The sequence below is a fragment of the uncultured Roseibium sp. genome, from assembly GCF_947496995.1.
In the GTDB taxonomy this organism is placed as follows: Bacteria; Pseudomonadota; Alphaproteobacteria; order Rhizobiales; family Stappiaceae; genus Roseibium.
In genome coordinates this window covers 223,289-241,166 of sequence record NZ_CANMFD010000002.1, presented here as the reverse complement: position 1 = coordinate 241,166, position 17,878 = coordinate 223,289, and the positions used below count along the sequence as shown (strand labels likewise).

The 17,878-nt window shown below is 59.4% G+C and carries 16 protein-coding genes; 15 read left to right on the top strand and 1 reads right to left on the bottom strand.

The window, feature by feature from the left end; translation table 11 throughout:
- Positions 1 to 35 precede the first annotated feature (35 nt).
- Entirely contained in the window at positions 36 to 452 is a 417-nt protein-coding gene (locus Q1B40_RS09770; protein WP_299813155.1) for a DUF1801 domain-containing protein, read from the top strand.
- A gap of 23 nt (positions 453 to 475) precedes the next feature.
- Here the strand turns inward: Q1B40_RS09770 and Q1B40_RS09765 are convergent, their stop codons facing one another.
- Complete coding sequence (locus Q1B40_RS09765; RefSeq protein ID WP_299813152.1) at positions 476 to 1,678, bottom strand: UbiH/UbiF family hydroxylase; 1,203 nt, start codon at positions 1,676 to 1,678, stop codon at positions 476 to 478.
- 222 nt (positions 1,679 to 1,900) lie between these two features.
- Here Q1B40_RS09765 and Q1B40_RS09760 point away from each other — a divergent pair, with 222 nt between their 5' ends.
- The 14 genes from Q1B40_RS09760 to Q1B40_RS09695 all read left to right on the top strand — a co-directional run bounded on the left by Q1B40_RS09760 (position 1,901) and on the right by Q1B40_RS09695 (position 17,877).
- Positions 1,901 to 2,827, top strand: a complete 927-nt coding sequence (locus tag Q1B40_RS09760) for a DUF2182 domain-containing protein (RefSeq protein ID WP_299813149.1) — start codon at positions 1,901 to 1,903, stop codon at positions 2,825 to 2,827.
- 193 nt (positions 2,828 to 3,020) lie between these two features.
- Positions 3,021 to 3,737: a CDP-alcohol phosphatidyltransferase family protein gene (locus Q1B40_RS09755; RefSeq protein ID WP_299813146.1), complete on the top strand. Its 717-nt coding sequence runs from the start codon at positions 3,021 to 3,023 to the stop codon at positions 3,735 to 3,737.
- A 40-nt stretch (positions 3,738 to 3,777) separates the two neighbouring features.
- Positions 3,778 to 4,506 (top strand): TerC family protein, encoded by a 729-nt coding sequence (locus tag Q1B40_RS09750; protein WP_299813143.1) that lies wholly within the window; start codon positions 3,778 to 3,780, stop codon positions 4,504 to 4,506.
- A gap of 26 nt (positions 4,507 to 4,532) precedes the next feature.
- Positions 4,533 to 5,510, top strand: coding sequence for a quinone oxidoreductase (locus Q1B40_RS09745; RefSeq protein WP_299813140.1), 978 nt, complete (start codon positions 4,533 to 4,535; stop codon positions 5,508 to 5,510).
- Positions 5,511 to 5,525: 15 nt separating this feature from the next.
- Positions 5,526 to 6,476 carry a LysR family transcriptional regulator gene (locus Q1B40_RS09740; protein ID WP_299813137.1) on the top strand — a complete coding sequence of 317 codons (951 nt, stop codon included), beginning with the start codon at positions 5,526 to 5,528 and terminating at the stop codon, positions 6,474 to 6,476.
- 208 nt (positions 6,477 to 6,684) lie between these two features.
- Entirely contained in the window at positions 6,685 to 7,035 is a 351-nt protein-coding gene (uraH, locus tag Q1B40_RS09735; RefSeq protein WP_299813134.1) for a hydroxyisourate hydrolase, read from the top strand.
- A 3-nt stretch (positions 7,036 to 7,038) separates the two neighbouring features.
- Positions 7,039 to 8,520 carry a xanthine dehydrogenase small subunit gene (gene xdhA / locus Q1B40_RS09730; protein ID WP_299813130.1) on the top strand — a complete coding sequence of 494 codons (1,482 nt, stop codon included), beginning with the start codon at positions 7,039 to 7,041 and terminating at the stop codon, positions 8,518 to 8,520.
- Positions 8,504 to 10,843: a xanthine dehydrogenase molybdopterin binding subunit gene (gene xdhB / locus Q1B40_RS09725; RefSeq protein ID WP_299813127.1), complete on the top strand. Its 2,340-nt coding sequence runs from the start codon at positions 8,504 to 8,506 to the stop codon at positions 10,841 to 10,843. Before xdhA ends, xdhB begins: the two co-directional genes overlap by 17 nt.
- Positions 10,840 to 11,850, top strand: a complete 1,011-nt coding sequence (gene xdhC, locus Q1B40_RS09720; RefSeq protein WP_299813124.1) for a xanthine dehydrogenase accessory protein XdhC — start codon at positions 10,840 to 10,842, stop codon at positions 11,848 to 11,850. The genes xdhB and xdhC overlap by 4 nt, the downstream gene beginning before the upstream one ends.
- A gap of 60 nt (positions 11,851 to 11,910) precedes the next feature.
- Positions 11,911 to 13,458 (top strand): ABC transporter ATP-binding protein, encoded by a 1,548-nt coding sequence (locus Q1B40_RS09715; RefSeq protein WP_299813121.1) that lies wholly within the window; start codon positions 11,911 to 11,913, stop codon positions 13,456 to 13,458.
- A complete protein-coding gene (locus tag Q1B40_RS09710) occupies positions 13,458 to 14,546 on the top strand; it encodes an ABC transporter permease (RefSeq protein ID WP_299813118.1) in 1,089 nt (362 codons plus the stop codon). Before Q1B40_RS09715 ends, Q1B40_RS09710 begins: the two co-directional genes overlap by 1 nt.
- Entirely contained in the window at positions 14,539 to 15,456 is a 918-nt protein-coding gene (locus Q1B40_RS09705) for an ABC transporter permease (protein ID WP_299813115.1), read from the top strand. Before Q1B40_RS09710 ends, Q1B40_RS09705 begins: the two co-directional genes overlap by 8 nt.
- A 100-nt stretch (positions 15,457 to 15,556) precedes the next feature.
- Positions 15,557 to 16,621, top strand: a complete 1,065-nt coding sequence (locus Q1B40_RS09700; protein WP_299813111.1) for a BMP family ABC transporter substrate-binding protein — start codon at positions 15,557 to 15,559, stop codon at positions 16,619 to 16,621.
- 74 nt (positions 16,622 to 16,695) lie between these two features.
- On the top strand, positions 16,696 to 17,877 hold the full coding sequence (locus tag Q1B40_RS09695) for a urate hydroxylase PuuD (protein ID WP_299813109.1): 1,182 nt from the start codon (positions 16,696 to 16,698) through the stop codon (positions 17,875 to 17,877).
- Position 17,878 lies beyond the last annotated feature (1 nt).

The window sequence follows — 17,878 nt, the reverse complement described above, 5'->3', positions numbered from 1 at the left end:
AACGTCAGGACAGACTCACTTCAGGACCACCGCGCATGACTTCCCACACCGATGTCCAGTCAGTCCTCGACAGTTACCCCGACGCCTTGAAAAACGCCTTGCTGGACTTGCGGCAGCTGATCAGGGACATTGCCAATCAGAATGCCGAGATCGGTACGCTTGAAGAAACCCTGAAATGGGGGCAGCCGAGCTTTCTGACTGTCAGACCCAAAACCGGCACCACGATCCGCATCGACCGGGACACGTCGAAAAATGGCGATTATGTGCTCTATGTGAACTGCCAGTCGTCGCTGGTGTCGGAGTGGCGGGCGCTTTTTCCGCATCTTCACTTCGGGGGAGACCGAAGCGTCCATTTCAGGCTCTCGGACCCGCTTCCTGAAAACGAATTGCGTCAGATTATCACCATGGCACTGACGTACCATTCCGGAAAACGCAAAGCCGCCAGGAAATGATATCGCCGGTTTGATCAACGGGTTTACCTGTTGAGGGTGAACCCGCTGCCTGGTGCCATGCCTTCGCGCATCAACAGTCGCCGGAAGGGGCCGACCTTTCCGGCCAGATACATCCCGGCACCACGTGCAAGCTGCACCGGCAGAAAGCCGGTAAGGAGCGACCGGTTCAGGAGATCAACCGCCTGCGTTCTGGTGCGGACATCGCTCTTCCGGTTTGTCTCGTAGGATTTCAGGACATCCGGGCCGCCGATGTCCTGTTGCCGCGCGGCTGCCCTTGTAAGCACCTTGTCCAGATCAGCGATATCGCGAAGCGACAGGTTCAGGCCTTGGGCGCCGATTGGCGGAAAGACGTGCGCGCTCTCACCGACAAGCGCCACACGGTCGCCAACCAGGCGCGTCGCGGAGAGACCTGACAACGGAAAGCTTTGAGGCTTGGAGATAAGCTTGAACCTGCCGAGGATGGAATGCGCACGCCGCTCCAGCTCCAGTTCAAGCAAGGCATCTTTCATTTCCAGCAAGCGCTCGGCGCCATCGACGCTTTCAACGCAGACCAGCGACGACTGGCGGCCGGGCAGGGGAACAAGCGTGAACGGACCGCTCGGCGTGTGAAACTCCGTCGAAATGCCATGGTGGGGCAGGCTGTGTTCCAAGTTGAGCACAAGTGCGGCTTGAGGGTAGGACCAATGCCTGACATCGATGCCCGCCGCTTCGCGAACCAACGAATTGCGGCCATCTGCGGCGACAACGAGCCGCGCTTCGATAGTCTCTCCGGTCTTTGCATGAAGGACGGCACTCTGCGGCTGAAAGTCCACCTTGGTCGCCGTGCTGTCGAACACGGTGATATTCTTCGCCGATCCGCAATATTCTTCAAGAACCGCATTAAGATTACTGTTCAAGATATTGAAACCAAACTCTTCCAGCTCCAGTTCGGAACTGTCGAAGATGACTTCCGGTGCCCGGATCAGACGGCGGGTATCGTCTATCATCCGCATTTTCCGGAGCTGTGCGGCGTTTTCGCATATTTTCGGCCAGACACCGATTTCCTCAAGAAGCAAGATGGATTTCTGCCACAGCGCGGTCGTCCGGCCATCCTGCCCAACACCGGCCGGGGCGACCAGAGCGGTGGAAAATCCGCTTTTGGCAAACATCAGGGCGGCGATACGTCCCGATGGGCCGCCACCCACAACTGCTATGTCGAAGATTTTCGTCTGTTTTGTCTTTGCCATGGTTCCAACCGGATCAACGCGTCGATCTGAAAGTTCGTCTACCCGCAAGTGATTGTCTTTTTGCAGCACATTTGCAACGGGACCAAAGCACGCATCTGCAGGTCAGGTCCGTTCTCATCAATCTGGGGCACCGCGACTGGATGACAAATATCAATTTCCGAATGCGCCAATACGGTTACTCGATTGACAGGATGAACCCGGCAAAGTGAAACTCTTTCCGACATGAAACATGCTTCCAGTCCGCTGAACGACGAAAGCCAGGCAGGTATGGACGCCGGTGGCCGGGCATGGCCGCTGGTTCTGGCGTTTGTTGCCGTGTTGTCCATCAGCGGCTGGGCCTACCTGATCGCCATGGTCGCCGACATGGTTCCGGTCATGGACATGAGCCAGGCCGGTCCGGGCATGGGCGTGCTCAACCGGTTCAATCTTTTCAGGGACCTGTCGCCGGACGCCAGGGCGGCTCTCGCCGTCCTCTGCCTTCCGGCAGGCGCGACGTTCGGTATGCCGGGAACGGAGATGACCCTTGCCGATCTCGTCAGAATATTTCTGATGTGGGTCATGATGGCCGTGGCGATGATGTTGCCGACGGCCGTGCCCATGTTGAGGTCCTATTCCTCACGCTTGTCCGCTCAGGGCGGCAAGGCCGGCGCATCGGCTCTTCCCGTCGTTTCGGCTGCGTTGGGTTATCTGCTTGTCTGGATTGCCTACGCACTTGTGGCGACACTCGCTCAATGGCTGCTTTTTTCTCTCGGTGCCCTGTCGGAGATGATGGCTCCGGTGAGCCTGGCCTTGACGACGTCGGTTCTTTTTGTGGCCGGCCTCTACCAGTTCACACCCGCCAAACAGGCCTGCCTGCGCAGGTGCTGGTATCCCCGATGGGTTGGCGGCGGGGAGCCCGGACAATTGCTCTCAGGTTTCAGGGAGGGCGTGATCCAAGGACGGGCATGCCTTGGCTGTTGTTGGGCGGTGATGACGGTGATGTTCGCCGTCGGCATCATGAATATCGTCTGGATCGCCTTGCTTGGCGGCGTAATGGCGCTTGAAAAAACCTTTCCCAGCCGCATCTTACCGGCGGCAATCGGCGTTTTCCTGATCCTCTGGGCAGTTTTTCTGGCGTCGACAGTGCTGCTGGCCGCTGCACCTGCCTGACCGTCGACCGGCGAGTTTTTGCACGTTTTCGGTCTGAAAGCGTAGCGGGACTGTTTTTTCGGTTCACACTGTCATACGATTGCAATAAATGATTGCCCCAGCACCTGTGAATTTGCTGGGCGGGGAATGAATTAATCAATCCAGGCGCTGTTTAAAGCTGAACCTTGCTCTGGCCTATAAATAGGGAAACCCCGTGACAGATATTACGCCAGGCAAAGAGGCGCCGGAACCGGTCCTGTTTCTGATCCATATCCTGACCGCATCAGGAGCGCCGATTGCCCTGGTCGCTCTGCTTGCGGGTGCTCAGGGGCGGTGGTCGGAAATGTTCGCCTGGCTTGGACTGGCGTTTTTCGTCGACGGGATCGATGGCCCGCTCGCCCGGCGCTACAATATCGCCGAACGTCTACCCCGCTGGTCGGGAGCGGCTCTCGATTTTGTCATCGATTATGCGACCTATGTGTTCCTGCCGGCTTTCGCGCTGTCCTGGAGCCTTATGCTGTCACAGCCCTGGAACTGGATTTGCGGCGGTCTCGTCGTTTTCACGGGCGCGCTCTATTTTGCCGACAACGGCATGAAGACACCGGATGGGTCCTTCAAGGGTTTCCCGGCCGGCTGGAACATGGCCGTTTTCGGCCTGATGGTGCTGTCGCCGTCAGAAGGGTTCACCATCGCATTCGTGCTTCTGTGCTGTGCCCTGACTTTCGCGCCCGTGCGGTTCGTTCACCCGGTCCGCGTTCGCCGCTGGCGGATGCTGACCTTGCCGGTCACCTTGTTGTGGATGGGCCTTGCCGCACTGGCAATCTTGAACGAAATGTCACTCGACGGTGTTTATGCGCTGATATTTACAGCCGCGAGCCTGTATCTGTTCTCGGTTTCCGCGGTACAGCAACTGCTTGACCGGGTTGATTGATTTTCTTCCGACGCATCACATAATCTAAACAGAGGTAGCCATGCTGGCCTGGGTAACGGATCCTCAGATCTGGGCAAGTCTCGTGACCCTGACGGTCATGGAAATCGTGCTCGGCATCGACAACATCGTCTTCATTTCGGTGATCGTCTCGCGCCTGCCGGCCGCCATGGCGCATCGCGCCCGGCAGATCGGGCTCACGCTGGCGCTGGTTTTCCGCATCGCACTGTTATCCGTACTGACGTGGCTGGTCGGACTGACGGCACCGCTCTTCAATCTCGGCGACCATGCCTTTTCCTGGAGGGATGCGATCCTGATCGCCGGTGGCCTGTTCCTGCTGTTCAAGGCCACCCACGAGATCCACAACGGGATCGAGGGAGAAGGCGAGGAGGGCGCTCCTCGTGACATCAAGATGAGTTTTGCGGCCGTCATCGCCCAGATCATCGTCATCGATCTTGTTTTTTCCGTGGATTCCATCATCACCGCGATCGGCATGGCCGAGCACATCGAGGTCATGGTCGCCGCTGTCGTCCTGGCGATGATCGTGATGTTCATTGCCTCGGGACCGGTGGCCACGTTCATCCAGAAGCATCCGACCACCAAGATGCTGGCCTTGTCTTTCCTGCTTCTTATCGGTGTTGCGCTGATCGCTGACGGTCTGGGTTTTCACATCCCGCGCGGCTATATCTATTTCGCCATGGCCTTTTCGGCAGGCGTTGAAATCATTAATGTTCTTGCCAAACGAAATCGTCGCAAGACAGACAACAACTAACGGCAGCCACTGCCGCGGAGGATTAAATGGTTCACGCAATCCGAGTACACGAAACCGGTGGTCCGGAGGCAATGCGCTGGGAACAGGTCGATGTCGGCGAGCCTGGCCCCGGCGAAGTTCGTATCCGCCAGACCGCCGTCGGTCTGAACTTCATCGACGTCTATTTCCGCACCGGTCTCTATCCCGCGCCGAATGGAACGCCGTTTAGCCCCGGTAACGAAGGGGCAGGGATCGTCCAGACCGTCGGAGAGGGCGTCACGCACCTGAAGCCGGGCGACAGGGTGGCCTATGTCGGCCCGCTCGGAGCCTATGCGCAAGAACGCGTCGTTCCGGCCGACCGGCTCGTGATCGTTCCCGATGCCATCGACGACAAGACTGCAGCCGGAATGATGCTGAAGGGGATGACCGCCCAGTATCTGCTGCGACAAACCTTCAAGGTCGGTCCGCAAACGACGCTTCTGTTTCACGCGGCTGCCGGGGGTGTCGGCCTTATCGCGGGACAGTGGGCGGCTCATCTTGGTGCCACTGTCATCGGGACGGCGGGATCGGACGAGAAGATCGAACTCGCCAAGGCTCATGGCTACCAGCACATGATCAACTACCGGACGGAAAACTTCGCCGAGCGCGTAAAGGAGATCACCGCTGGCAAAGGGTGTGATGTCGTTTACGATTCCGTCGGCAAGGACACCTATCCGGGCTCGCTCGATTGCCTGAAGCCGCGGGGCCTCTGGGTCAGTTTTGGCCAGTCTTCCGGTCCGATCACCGACTTCAACCTGGCGCTGCTGGCACAGAAGGGCTCGCTCTACGCAACCCGGCCGACCCTTTTCAACTATATCGCCAGCCGGGAAGATCTGGAGAGTACGGCAGGCGAACTGTTCGACGTCGTCGAAAAGGGGATTGTCCGGATCGAGATCAATCAGGAATACAGGCTTGCCGACGCAAGTCAGGCGCATCAGGACCTGGAAAACCGCAAGACCACCGGCACCACGGTTCTGATCCCCTAGGGCGAACCAACAAAGATGCGTTCCGGCCGGTCACAGGATCTCTCGCGAAATCTCTACACCCCCGCCATGCGGTATTTCATGGCCGCGGCGGAGGCCGGTTCGATCCGTGCCGCCTCGCGTGAGTTGAATGTTGCCTCCTCTGCCGTCAACCGGCAGATCCTGTGGCTTGAGGAGGCCCTCGGACTGCAACTCTTCGACAGGGTGGCCCGCAGGCTGCGGCTCTCCCAGGCCGGAGAACTTCTGCTGGCCCACATCAGGCGGACCTATTCCGATTTCGATGGCACCGTGGCTGAACTCGATGCCCTGAAGGGCCTGCGCCGGGGCACGGTTTCGATTGCTTCGGTGGAGAGCGTCGCGGAAAAGCTGTTGCCGGCAATCATAAGCAGCTTTCGGAAAAGCTATCCGGGCATTCATGTCAATGTCGCCGTGTCCTCGTCCAGGGAAGCGGCCCGCAAGGTGGGGGCGGCAGAGGCGGATGTCGGCTTCACCTTTGATCCGCCCGAAACATCCTCTCTGACAATCGCCTTTCAACATGATCTCGTGATCGGCGCGCTGATGTCACCCGCTCACCCGCTTGCGGGAGAAAAAATGCTCAGCCTGCAGGATTGCCTGAAATATCCCGTCGCGCTTCCGGCCGAGGGGCTTTCCCTTCGCACCCGCATCGATGTGGTTCGTGCCCGGATACCGGGCGCCTCGCGAACCTATGTGGAGGCCAATTCCCTGCGCCTGATGCGCGCTCTTGCCAGGGAAGAGGATGTGATCGGTTTTCAGACGCGCATCGGCTGCGAGGACGATCTGGCGGCCGGTGCGCTGGTGTTCAAACCCTTGTCGGATGGGCCGCTTCAGCAAGACCGTTTGTGTGTGGTAACTTCATCCCTGCGCGCCCTGGCTTTGGCTCCGGGCATGTTTTTTGATCATGCCGTGTACGCCTTGAAGGATCATCTACCGTCACTTGATGCCAAATAGGCATCATCAAGATCTCAAATGAGCGCTTTGGTTCCACGGCTTTTTAAGGCACATTTTTTGCGACAGTTTTGTGGCGCGAGACAATCAGGCTTCCAATCGCTTGCGATGTGAAGACTGAAAGCTGATCGGGTTTATGGCGACTGAGTGTCAAGGTGGTGTTCGATTGAACTCAGCCTGGGTGCTTCAGCCGCGCGAGGGAGAAAACCATATGGGGCGTTTGACGACGCACGTTCTGGATACCGCACTCGGCAAACCGGCCAGGGGTTTGAAGATTGAACTCTGGGCTCATGGAGCCGCCCCGGAACTTATCTCGACCCATGAGACCAACGAAGACGGCAGGGTCGACAGCCCGATCCTTGACGGCGCCGCATTCGCGACCGGCAGGTACGAGTTGCGCTTTTTTGCAGGCGATTATCTGCGCAAGACCTGTCAGTCCTTGCCCGATCCATTGTTTCTGGACATTATTCCGATCCGGTTCGGCATCGCCGAAGCCGACGGGCACTATCATGTGCCGTTGCTGCTGTCTCCCTTCAGCTATTCAACTTACCGGGGGAGCTGAGAAATGCGCGAAACCATACGCTTCCTCAAGGGCGGTGAGATCGTCGAACTGGACGATGTCGGCCCGACCGATACCGTTCTCGACTACCTGAGGCTCCGCCGCCGCGAGACGGGAACGAAGGAAGGGTGCGGTGAGGGTGATTGCGGCGCCTGCACCGTGGCGCTCGGTCGTCTTGTCGATGGAAAGCCGGTCTACCAGCCCGTCAACAGCTGCATTCAGCTTCTGGGCATGATCGACGGCGCCGAACTGGTGACCGTCGAAGACCTGACCAGTGACGACCGGCTGCATCCGGTTCAAGCCGCAATGGTCGCCTGCCACGGCTCGCAATGCGGTTTCTGTACACCCGGTTTCATCATGACCCTCTTCACGCTGTATCATTCAGAGGGCCAGGAGAAATCCCGAAAGACCGTGAACGAGTGGCTGGCGGGAAATCTTTGCCGCTGCACCGGTTATCGCCCCATCGTAGAAGCTGCTCTGGAGGCCTGTTTCGATGCGGCAGACGACGCTTTTTCCTGGCGCGCTAATGAAACCCGCGAAAAACTTCAGGCACTTGCGGACAGCCGGGACGTCTTTATCGGCGACAGCGAGCGTTTCTTTGCCTCGCCATCGTCTCTTGACGGACTTGCGGCACTCTATGCCCAGCACCCCGATGCAACGCTCGTGGCCGGTGCGACCGATGTCGGTCTCTGGATCACCAAACAATTGCGCGACCTGCCGAGAATGATCTGGCTTGGCCGTATCGAAGGTCTCGACCGGGTCGAAAGCAGCCCTTCAGGCGTGCTGATCGGCGCCACGGCAAGCTACCAGGCCAGTGAAGAAGCCATGAGCGACCTGTCGGCCGATCTTGGTGAACTCTGGAAACGCATCGGCTCCAAACAGGTTCGCGCGTCAGGAACGGTTGGTGGCAACATCGCCAACGGGTCTCCGATCGGCGATACGCCCCCGGCGCTGATCGCCCTTGGAACCACACTGGAACTGCAGACAATCGACGGATCCCGCGCGCTGCCGCTGGAGGAATTCTTCATCGACTACGGCAAGCAGGACCACAAGCCGGGGGAATTCGTCGTCGGTCTTTTCGTGCCGCGCCTGTCCGGCAATCAGACATTCCGGTGCTACAAGATCACCAAGCGCTTCGATCAGGATATCTCCTCGGTCATGGGCGCTTTCCGTTTCACACTGGAAAACGGCGTGATCCGCGAAGCGCGCATTGCCTATGGCGGCATGGCTGGTATCCCCAAACGGGCCGCAGGCGCGGAAGCCGCGTTGACCGGAGCCCTGATGGACGATCCATCGACATGGGGCGAAGGCATGCAGGCTTTGCTGACCGATTTCACGCCCTTGAGCGACATGCGGGCCAGCGCGGAATACCGCATGGAAACCGCAAGAGCGCTTCTGGCCAAGGCCCTGATGGAAATCAGCGGAACGGCGCCGGAAGACATTCGTGTCCTGGCACAGCGGGAGGCAGGCAATGACCGCGCCGCTTGAACACCTCGATCTGACAGGCCCTTTGAAGCAGGTCCGCAAGCCTCTGCCGCATGACAGCGCGGAAAAACATGTGCGCGGCACCGCCGAATATATCGACGACATGGTGGAGCCTGTCGGCACCCTTCATGTGATCCCCGGTTGGGTGAAAGATGCCGTGCGCGGCAGTCTTCAATCCATAGATCTGGCGGACGTCAGGTCGGCTCCGGGCGTGGTTGAGGTGCTGACCGCCGCAGACATACGCGGGATCAACGATTGTTCTTCCGCCTTCGGTGACGATCCGGTTCTGGCCGAGAAGGAAATCCTGTTCAACGGCCAGGTGGTGTTCGCTGTCATCGCCGAAACCCGCGAAGCCGCGCGCAAGGCGGCGCTCAAGGCAAAAATCGACGTCACTCCTAGCACGCCGATCCTGACCCCGGACGATGCGGTGGATGCCGACACCACGGTCATGCCCGACTATCAGTTCCGCCGCGGATCGCCGGAAACAGGTATGCCTGCCGCAGAGGAGGTGCTCTCCGGCACCATGTATATCGGCGGACAGGAGCATTTCTATCTCGAAGGCCAGGTCGCCATGGCCCTGCCGCAGGAAGACGGCGGCATGCTCGTTTATTCCTCCACCCAGCACCCGACGGAGATCCAGCACACGGTTGCCAAGGTTCTCGGTGTGCCGGATGCGGCGGTAACCGCGGAAGTGCGCCGCATGGGCGGCGGGTTCGGTGGCAAGGAGTCCCAGGCCAATCAATGGGCTGCTCTTGCGGCGCTTGCCGCACAAAAGACCGGCAGAGCCTGCAAGATCCGTCTCGACCGGGACGATGACATGATCATGACCGGCAAGCGGCACGATTTCAAAGTCGAATGGAAGGTCGGACACGACGGTTCCGGCAAGATCCGCGCCGTGGACATCCAGTTTCTGGCGCGTTGCGGTTATTCCGCCGATCTTTCGCTCGGCGTCAACGACCGCACGATGTTTCATGCGGACTCGAGCTATTTCTATCCGGACGCGCTGATCCGCTCGCGTCGGCTGCGCACCGACACCTGTTCCAATACCGCCTTCAGGGGGTTCGGCGGGCCGCAGGGCATGCTTGCGGCGGAGCGGATGATCGACGCCATCGCCATCAAGACAGGCAGGGATCCGCTCGAAATCCGCAAGCTGAACTTTTACGACGAGGAGCACAATCTCACCCCGTACGGCATGCCGGTGGAAGAGCACGAGCTCATGCACGATCTCATTGAAAAGATCGAGGAAAGCTCGAACTACTGGAACCGGCGTGAGGAGGTTGCACGGTTCAACTCCGAAAACGCCGTCCTTAAGAAGGGACTGGCCCTTACACCTGTGAAATTCGGCATATCCTTCACCCTGAAACAACTCAACCAGGCTGGCGCGCTCGTCCATCTTTATACGGACGGTTCGGTTCATCTGAACCACGGCGGCACGGAAATGGGGCAGGGGCTCAACCAGAAGGTTGCTCAGGTCGTCGCCGAGGAATTCGGAGTGACGCTCGACAAGGTGCGGATCACGGCAACCAACACGTCGAAAGTTCCCAATACCGCTCCGACGGCCGCCTCCTCGGGCACGGACCTCAACGCCATGGCTGCCCGCAAGGCTGCGCGGGAGATCAAGGACCGGCTGATTGCCTATATCGGTGAGCAGTACCAGTGCGGACCGGAGGCAATCCATTTTGGCGACAACAAGGTGCTCGTCGGCGAACAGTCATTTTCGCTCGCCGAGATCGCCAAACAGGCCTTCGTCGCGCGCATTCAGCTGTCGCATGCCGGCTACTACGCCACGCCGGGAATTACCTGGGACAGGGAAAGCGTTACCGGCAGGCCGTTCTTCTATTTCGCCTTTGGTGGCGCCTGCGCCGAAGTCACAATCGACACGATGACCGGCGAGATGAGTGTGGACCGGGTGGATATCCTTCACGATGTCGGCCACTCGCTCAATCCCGCCATCGACCTTGGACAGATTGAAGGCGGTTTCGTGCAGGGGATGGGCTGGCTGACGACCGAAGAACTGGTCTGGGACGACAAGGGCCGTCTGCGCACGCATGCCCCGTCAACCTACAAGATCCCGACCGCGTCCGATGTGCCGGAGGATTTCAGGGTCGATCTCTATGAGGGCAACGGCAATCCGCAGGCGACCGTCTACCGCTCCAAGGCGGTCGGCGAGCCGCCGGTCATGCTTGCAAATTCCGTGTTCTGCGCCATCAATGACGCTGTCGCCAGTCTCAATCCCGGCGAGGTGCCCTCGCTGGATGCGCCAGCAACGCCTGAAGCGATCATGAAAGCGGTTCAGGACATGCGCAGGAGGAAAGCGACGCAGTGAAGATCTGGGGGCACATCGCGGACAGCCTGAAGCATGGCAAGGCTTGTGCCCTGGTCACTGTTGCCCGGGCCGAAGGCTCCACTCCCCGGGAAGCGGGCGCACGCATGGTGGTCGGGCCCCAGTCGACGTTTTACGGGACGATTGGCGGCGGAACCCTGGAATTCGAGGCAATCCGGCGCGCAGCAAGGGCTGCAGGCACAGGGGAGGCCTCGTTTGCTTTGCAGTCCGTTTCCCTTGGCCCCGATCTTGGCCAGTGCTGCGGTGGACGCGCGGAACTCGCAATTGAAGTGTTCACGCCGGACGCTCTGAAAACTGCGGAATTTCTGGCGGATAGGGAAGCGGAAGGAACGCCGTTTACCACCGTGTCCAGGCTGGATCTCGCCGGCACGCTGAACCGGAAGATTGTCGAGATAGTTCCGTGTGATGCCTTCAACATTGAAACCGGTCCGGAAATCGGCATGCGTGTGCTGACGGAACGCTTCGGCGCGAACTTCCGTCCGCTGTATCTTTTTGGTGCCGGCCACGTCGGCAAGGCTCTTGTCCTGGCGCTCGCACCCTTGCCCTTTTCCGTTACCTGGATCGACAGCCGGGCGGAACAGTTTCCCGGTCCGGTGCCGGCCAATGTCAAAAAAATCTGCGTTCGCGAACCCGCATCCCTTCTGGATCAGGCGCCCGAGGGAGCCTTCGTTCTGGCAATGACGCATTCCCACGCGCTTGATGAAGAAATCATGGCACGCGCCTTGCTACAGCAAAGGTTCGCCTATTGCGGTGTCATAGGCTCAAAAACCAAGCGCGCCAGGTTCCAGAAGCGTTTGAAATCGAGAGGAATAGACGTCTCACTTATCTCGGAAATGGTCTGTCCGGTCGGGAATTCGGCAATAAAATCAAAACACCCGGCTGCGATTGCCGCCGGTATAACCGTCGAACTTCTTGAACGGGACGAGGCCGGTCATCAACAAGCCGCAGCAGGCAAGGGGCTTGCACAAAATATACCATCTGGTCAATAAAGCGGCAGACGCTCGGGGGGCGGCGTGTCAGAAACAATCCTTTCAGAGGCAGACACTCACATGGTTCAGCAAACGAGATCCGGTATGGACGTTCTGCTGGACGCAAGAGGACTGACCAAAAGATTCGGCGACATTCTTGCCAATGACAAGGTGGATCTTGTCATAAACAAGGGTGAGATCCATGCCCTTCTGGGCGAGAACGGCGCGGGGAAATCCACGCTGGTCAAGATGTTCTATGGATCCCTGGAACCCGACGGCGGCGAAATCCTGTGGCAGGGACAAAAGGTCAGCATCGGCAATCCTGCGGCAGCGCGCGAACTCGGCATCGGCATGGTCTTTCAGCATTTCTCGCTGTTCGAAGCCCTGACCGTTGTTGAAAACATTGCTCTTGCCCTGCCGAACCCGGGCAGGATGACGGAGCTTGCGAAGCGGATTGAATCCGTTTCCGTAGACTACGGTCTGCCGCTCAATCCCTCCGACATCGTTGCGGATCTGCCAGTCGGCATCCGTCAGCGCATCGAGATTGTCCGCTGCCTTCTCCAGGAACCGCAGCTTATTATCATGGATGAACCGACCTCGGTTCTGACACCGCAGGAAGCGGACCTTCTGTTTCTGACCCTGCAACGCCTGGCAAGCGAAGGCTGTGCGGTGCTTTACATCAGCCACCGGCTGGAAGAGGTCCAGCGGATCTGCCACCACGCAACCATTCTGCGTCACGGCAAGGTGGTGAGTGAATGCAATCCTGCGAACGAGACCCCGGCGACGCTTGCCAGCATGATGGTCGGCGCAGATGTCGCGTCCGTCAGTGCCGGTGCCCAGAAACCGAAGACCGGCGAGATCCGGCTTGGATTGAACAACCTCTCTGCAAAAGCGGCCAGCCCGTTTGCAACCGCGCTGAACAGCATATCGCTTGAGCTCCACGCGGGCGAAGTCGTGGCGATCGCCGGTGTTGCCGGAAACGGACAAGGCGAACTCTTCGACGCCATATCCGGCGAATTGCCGGTGGCGCAGGAGATGGTTCGCATCGACGGGAAATCCTGCGGCTCCAGAAGCATCACCTGGCGGCGCAGGCAGAAGGCGGCCTTTGTACCCGAAGAACGTCTCGGCCATGGAGCCGTGCCGGGCCTGAAACTGTCGCAAAACATCGTACTGACCCGCCACGCCACCGGTGACAGACTTACCGGTGGAGGGTTCGTATCCACTGCGCGGGCGAATGCACTGGAAAAACACATCAAGCAGGAATTCGATGTGCGCATGTCCCATGACGATCCCGAGGCACGCTCCCTTTCAGGAGGAAACCTTCAGAAATTCGTCGTCGGCCGCGAACTGGACCGCCGGCCCGGCGTGCTTGTGGTCAATCAGCCGACCTGGGGTGTCGATGCGGGCGCTGCGGCCCTGATCCGCCAGGCGTTGATCGATCTTGCCAGGTCGGGCTCCGCCGTCCTTGTGATCAGCCAGGACCTTGATGAAATTTTCGAAATCGCTGACCGGATCGCCGTGATATCAAGAGGTTATCTGTCTGCCGCCGAACCTGCGGAAGATATGAACCGGGAGCGTGTCGGTCTTCTCATGGCCGGTGGTGCCGAAGCGCAGGGGGAGGTGGCCTGATGCGCCTGGAACTGGTCAAGAGAAAAGAACGCAGCCAGAAGATGGCCTTGCTGTCACCGATCATCGCCATCGGCCTGACGGCGCTGGCAGCGGCACTCATCTTCGCGATTTCCGGTCACAACCCGCTTGTCGGCCTCTACAAGTTTTTTGTCGAACCGCTTACGCAGGAATGGTCCCTGCAGGCAACGATTGCCAAGGCGACACCCCTGGTGCTGATCGGATGCGGACTGGCCGTCTGTTATCTCTCCAACAACTGGAACATCGGCGCGGAGGGCCAGTTTGTCGTCGGGGCCCTGTTCGGATCGGCGCTGCCTATCCTGCTTCCCGAATTCGAATCCGGCGCAACCCTGCCGCTCATGCTGATATTCGGTGCCGTGGGTGGCGCCCTTTGGGCGCTGATCCCGGCCGTCCTCAAGAACTGGTTCAACACCAACGAGATATTGACCAGCCTGATGCTTGTCTATGTGGCAAGTCTGGCTCTGGACTATCTCGTACGTGGGCCCTGGCGCGATCCCGATGGCTATAACTTCCCGGAATCGCGAATGTTTTCCGACGCCGCGACCGTTCCGGACGTATTCGGCGGGGCCATGAGCCTGTCGACACCGATCACCATCGTCATTGCGCTCATTCTGGCTGTCGTTCTGGCGAAAACACTCAAGGGCTTCGAGATCAGGGTCATGGGCGAAAGCCCACGTGCCGGCAGCTTCGCCGGTTTCTCGGCAAAGCGCCTGACGCTGTTTTCCTTTGCCCTTGCGGGCGGTCTTGCAGGCCTTGCCGGGACAATGGAAGTGTCCGGTGGGCTCAACCAGCTCCTTCCGACCATCTCGCCGGGCTACGGCTTCACGGCAATCATTGTCGCCTTTCTGGGGCGGCTGAACCCGATCGGTATCATTATCGCCGGTTTTGTACTGGCGCTTTCCTATATCGGCGGTGAGGCCGTGCAATCGGCAATGGGCGTGTCCAACAAGATCGCAAGCGTGATTCAGGGACTGCTGCTGTTCTTCGTTCTCGCCTGCGACACGCTGATCCTCTACCGCATCCGGTTTGTCTCGCATCATGCACCGGCAGGGGAGGCCTCCCATGTTTGAAGCCGTTCTTCTCACAGTCATAACGGCGGCGACACCGCTGTTGATCGCAGCTGTCGGTGAACTCGTCGTCGAACGCTCCGGCGTTCTCAACCTTGGCGTTGAGGGCATGATGATCATGGGCGCGGTGGTCGGCTTCGCGGTTGCCAACCAGACCGGCTCCGGCACGCTCGGCGTGGTGGCGGCCATTGCTGCGGGGATGGCCATGTCGGCCCTGTTCGGGTTCCTCGTCCTGTTCCTGGTGGCCAATCAGGTGGCAACCGGCCTGGCGCTGACCATACTGGGCATCGGCTTCTCCGGCTTGATCGGCGAGGCCTTCATCGGCGTGCCCGGCTTGAGAATCCCCAGCCTTTATATTCCCGGACTGTCGGACATACCGTTCATCGGTCCGGTCTTTTTTCAGCAGGACGCGATCGTCTATCTCGGGTTCGCCCTGGTCGCCGGTGTCGCCTATACGCTGTTCCGGACCCGTCTCGGCCTGGTTCTGCGCGCTGTCGGAGACAATCACGCCTCGGCGCACGCGCTCGGCTATTCCGTGATCAAGGTCCGGTTTCTGGCGGTGCTCTTCGGCGGAGCCTGCGCCGGCCTTGCCGGAGCCTACATGTCGCTTGCCTATACGCCGCAATGGGTGGAAAACATGACAGCGGGCAGGGGCTGGATCGCGCTTGCGCTGGTGGTGTTTTCCTCGTGGCTGCCGCTGCGCGTGGTTGCCGGCGCCTATCTGTTCGGCGCGGTCAGCGTTCTCAACCTTCATGCACAGGCCCACGAAATGGTGAATATCCCGTCGCAACTGCTCTCCAGCCTGCCGTATCTTGCGACGATCCTGGTGCTTGTGCTCATCTCGGCAAACCGCAGACTGACGCTGGTCAACACACCGGCCTGTCTGGGCAAGCCGTTTGTTCCAGACCGGTAAACCTCCCGGTAGCCGGTCAAGTCCACATCCCGCTGCGATCCGGGAATGGACTCACCGCCTGATCGCAACAGAAAGTTTAAACAACAGGGGAATGAACCAAATGAAATCTCTTTTGAAAGCAACCGTCGCCGCTTTCGCCTTGGTGGCCGCCGGCTCCGCAGCGAGTGCTGCCGATGTAAAGGCCTGCTTCATCTATGTCGGACCGATCGGCGACTTCGGCTGGTCCTACCAGCACGATCAGGGCCGTCTTGCTGTTGAAGCGGAATTTGGCGACAAGGTCGAAACCGCCTATCTGGAAAGCGTTCCGGAAGGTCCTGACGCAGAACGCGCCATCGAACGCTTCGCCCGCGAAGGCTGCAACATCATCTTCACGACGTCCTTCGGCTACATGAACCAGACCCTCAAGGTCGCCAAGAAGTTCCCGGACGTGAAATTCGAGCACGCGACCGGCTACAAGACGGCCGACAATGTCGCGACCTACAATTCCAAGTTCCACCAGGGCCGTTACATCATCGGCCAGATCGCGGCTAAACAGTCCAAGACCGGTGTCGCCGGCTACATCGCTTCCTTCCCGATTCCGGAAGTTGTCGCCGGCATCAACGCCTTTCTGCTTGGCGCACAGTCCGTCAATCCGGACTTCAAGCTGAAGGTCGTCTGGGTCAACACCTGGTTCGATCCGGGCAAGGAAGCCGATGCCGCCAAGGCACTCGTCGACCAGGGCGCCGACATCATCACCCAGCACACCGATTCCACGGCGCCGCTGCAGGTTGCTCAGGAACGGGGTGTTCATGGCTTCGGTCAGGCGTCCGACATGATCAACTTCGCCAAGGACGCTCAGTACACCGCGATCATCGATGACTGGGCTCCCTACTACGTTGAGCGCGTGCAGGAAGTTCTCGACGGAACCTGGAAATCGGAAAGCACCTGGGACGGCCTTGCTGAAGGTCACGTCGTGATGGCGCCCTACACCAACCTGCCGGAAGACGTGGCCGAGATGGCGGAAGCCACCGAAGCCAAGATCAAGGGCGGTTGGGAGCCTTTCACCGGCCCGATCACCAAGCAGGACGGTTCGGTCGCAGCGGAAGATGGCGTCCCCCTCGATGACGGTGCGATCCTCGGCATGAACTGGTACGTCCAGGGCGTTGACGACAAGCTGCCGCAGTAAACCCAAATACGCCGGTCCGGAACCTTTTTCCGGACCGGCACCTCCGAACCTCAGTAAACACGGACGCGCGACCTATGACCCTTGCCTTCGCAATGGACTGGCTGAACCTGCTTTTCAGATGGGCACATTTGATCGTCGGCATCGGCTGGATAGGCACGTCCTTCTATTTCATCGCACTGGATCTTTCCCTGCGCAAACGGGAAGGCATGAAGGAAGGCGTTCTGGGCACGGCCTGGGAAGTGCATGGCGGCGGTTTCTATCACGTCGAAAAATACATGACCGCGCCGAAGGAACTGCCCGATGACCTGATCTGGTACAAATGGGAAGCCTATCTGACCTGGGTAACCGGTTTCGCGCTTCTTGTCGTCCAGTATTATTTCAATGCCACCGCCTACCTGATCGACCCGAGCGTCTTGAGGCTCATGCCAAGTGAAGCGATCCTCATTTCCGTGGCGTCTCTGGGCGCCGGCTGGCTCATCTATGACAGGCTGTGCAAGTCCCCAATCGGCAGGAACACGCCGTTGTTGTCGGTTTGCGTCTTCATCCTGATACTCGGCGCCGCCTATATGTTCACCCACGTCTTTTCCGGACGTGGCGCGCTGATCCATATCGGCGCCTTCATCGGCACGATCATGGCCGTGAACGTCTTCGGCGTTATCATTCCCAATCAGAAGAAGATCGCCGCAAGTCTGATGGCGGGCGAAGCGCCGGATCCCGCATTGGGAGCTATCGGCAAGCAGCGCTCCGTCCACAACAACTACCTGACACTTCCGGTTCTCCTGATGATGGTGTCCAACCACTATCCGATGCTGACAGGACACCCGCACGCGTGGCTTCTGGTCGCGCTGGTTCTTATCATCGGCGGCATGGTGCGCCACTTCTTCAACCGGCATGACGCCGGTGACGAGCTGGGAAAATTCTGGTGGTCGCTTCCGATTGCCGCTATCGCGACGATTGCCGCCATCGTCATGACAGCGCCGCGCGACTTTTCCGGATCGGAGACAGTCAGCGATGCCACTGTTCTGCAGATAGCCCAGACCCATTGCGCTATCTGTCACTCCGCCAACCCGACCTACGAGGGCTTCGACGAAGCTCCCAAGGAAATCGAACTCGATACGGTCGCGAACCTGCATCGTTACGCGGATCTCATCATGGCTCAGGCCGTACAATCCGACGCAATGCCGCTTGGAAATGAAACCGGAATGACGTCTGAAGACCGGGCTGTTCTCGGTGCCTGGATCAGCCAGCAGAAATAGC

Bases quoted from the DNA above. Each gene is read 5' to 3' on its own strand.
- uraH (WP_299813134.1), top strand. From the start codon at position 6,685: ATGGGGCGTTTGACGACGCACGTTCTGGATACCGCACTCGGCAAACCG.
- Q1B40_RS09750 (WP_299813143.1), top strand. From the start codon at position 3,778: ATGCTGGCCTGGGTAACGGATCCTCAGATCTGGGCAAGTCTCGTGACC.
- Q1B40_RS09715 (WP_299813121.1), top strand. From the start codon at position 11,911: ATGGTTCAGCAAACGAGATCCGGTATGGACGTTCTGCTGGACGCAAGA.
- xdhB (WP_299813127.1), top strand. From the start codon at position 8,504: ATGACCGCGCCGCTTGAACACCTCGATCTGACAGGCCCTTTGAAGCAG.
- Q1B40_RS09695 (WP_299813109.1), top strand. From the start codon at position 16,696: ATGACCCTTGCCTTCGCAATGGACTGGCTGAACCTGCTTTTCAGATGG.
- Q1B40_RS09770 (WP_299813155.1), top strand. From the start codon at position 36: ATGACTTCCCACACCGATGTCCAGTCAGTCCTCGACAGTTACCCCGAC.
- Q1B40_RS09745 (WP_299813140.1), top strand. From the start codon at position 4,533: ATGGTTCACGCAATCCGAGTACACGAAACCGGTGGTCCGGAGGCAATG.
- Q1B40_RS09740 (WP_299813137.1), top strand. From the start codon at position 5,526: ATGCGTTCCGGCCGGTCACAGGATCTCTCGCGAAATCTCTACACCCCC.
- Q1B40_RS09710 (WP_299813118.1), top strand. From the start codon at position 13,458: ATGCGCCTGGAACTGGTCAAGAGAAAAGAACGCAGCCAGAAGATGGCC.
- Q1B40_RS09700 (WP_299813111.1), top strand. From the start codon at position 15,557: ATGAAATCTCTTTTGAAAGCAACCGTCGCCGCTTTCGCCTTGGTGGCC.
- Q1B40_RS09765 (WP_299813152.1), bottom strand. From the start codon at position 1,678: ATGGCAAAGACAAAACAGACGAAAATCTTCGACATAGCAGTTGTGGGT.
- xdhA (WP_299813130.1), top strand. From the start codon at position 7,039: ATGCGCGAAACCATACGCTTCCTCAAGGGCGGTGAGATCGTCGAACTG.
- Q1B40_RS09705 (WP_299813115.1), top strand. From the start codon at position 14,539: ATGTTTGAAGCCGTTCTTCTCACAGTCATAACGGCGGCGACACCGCTG.
- Q1B40_RS09760 (WP_299813149.1), top strand. From the start codon at position 1,901: ATGAAACATGCTTCCAGTCCGCTGAACGACGAAAGCCAGGCAGGTATG.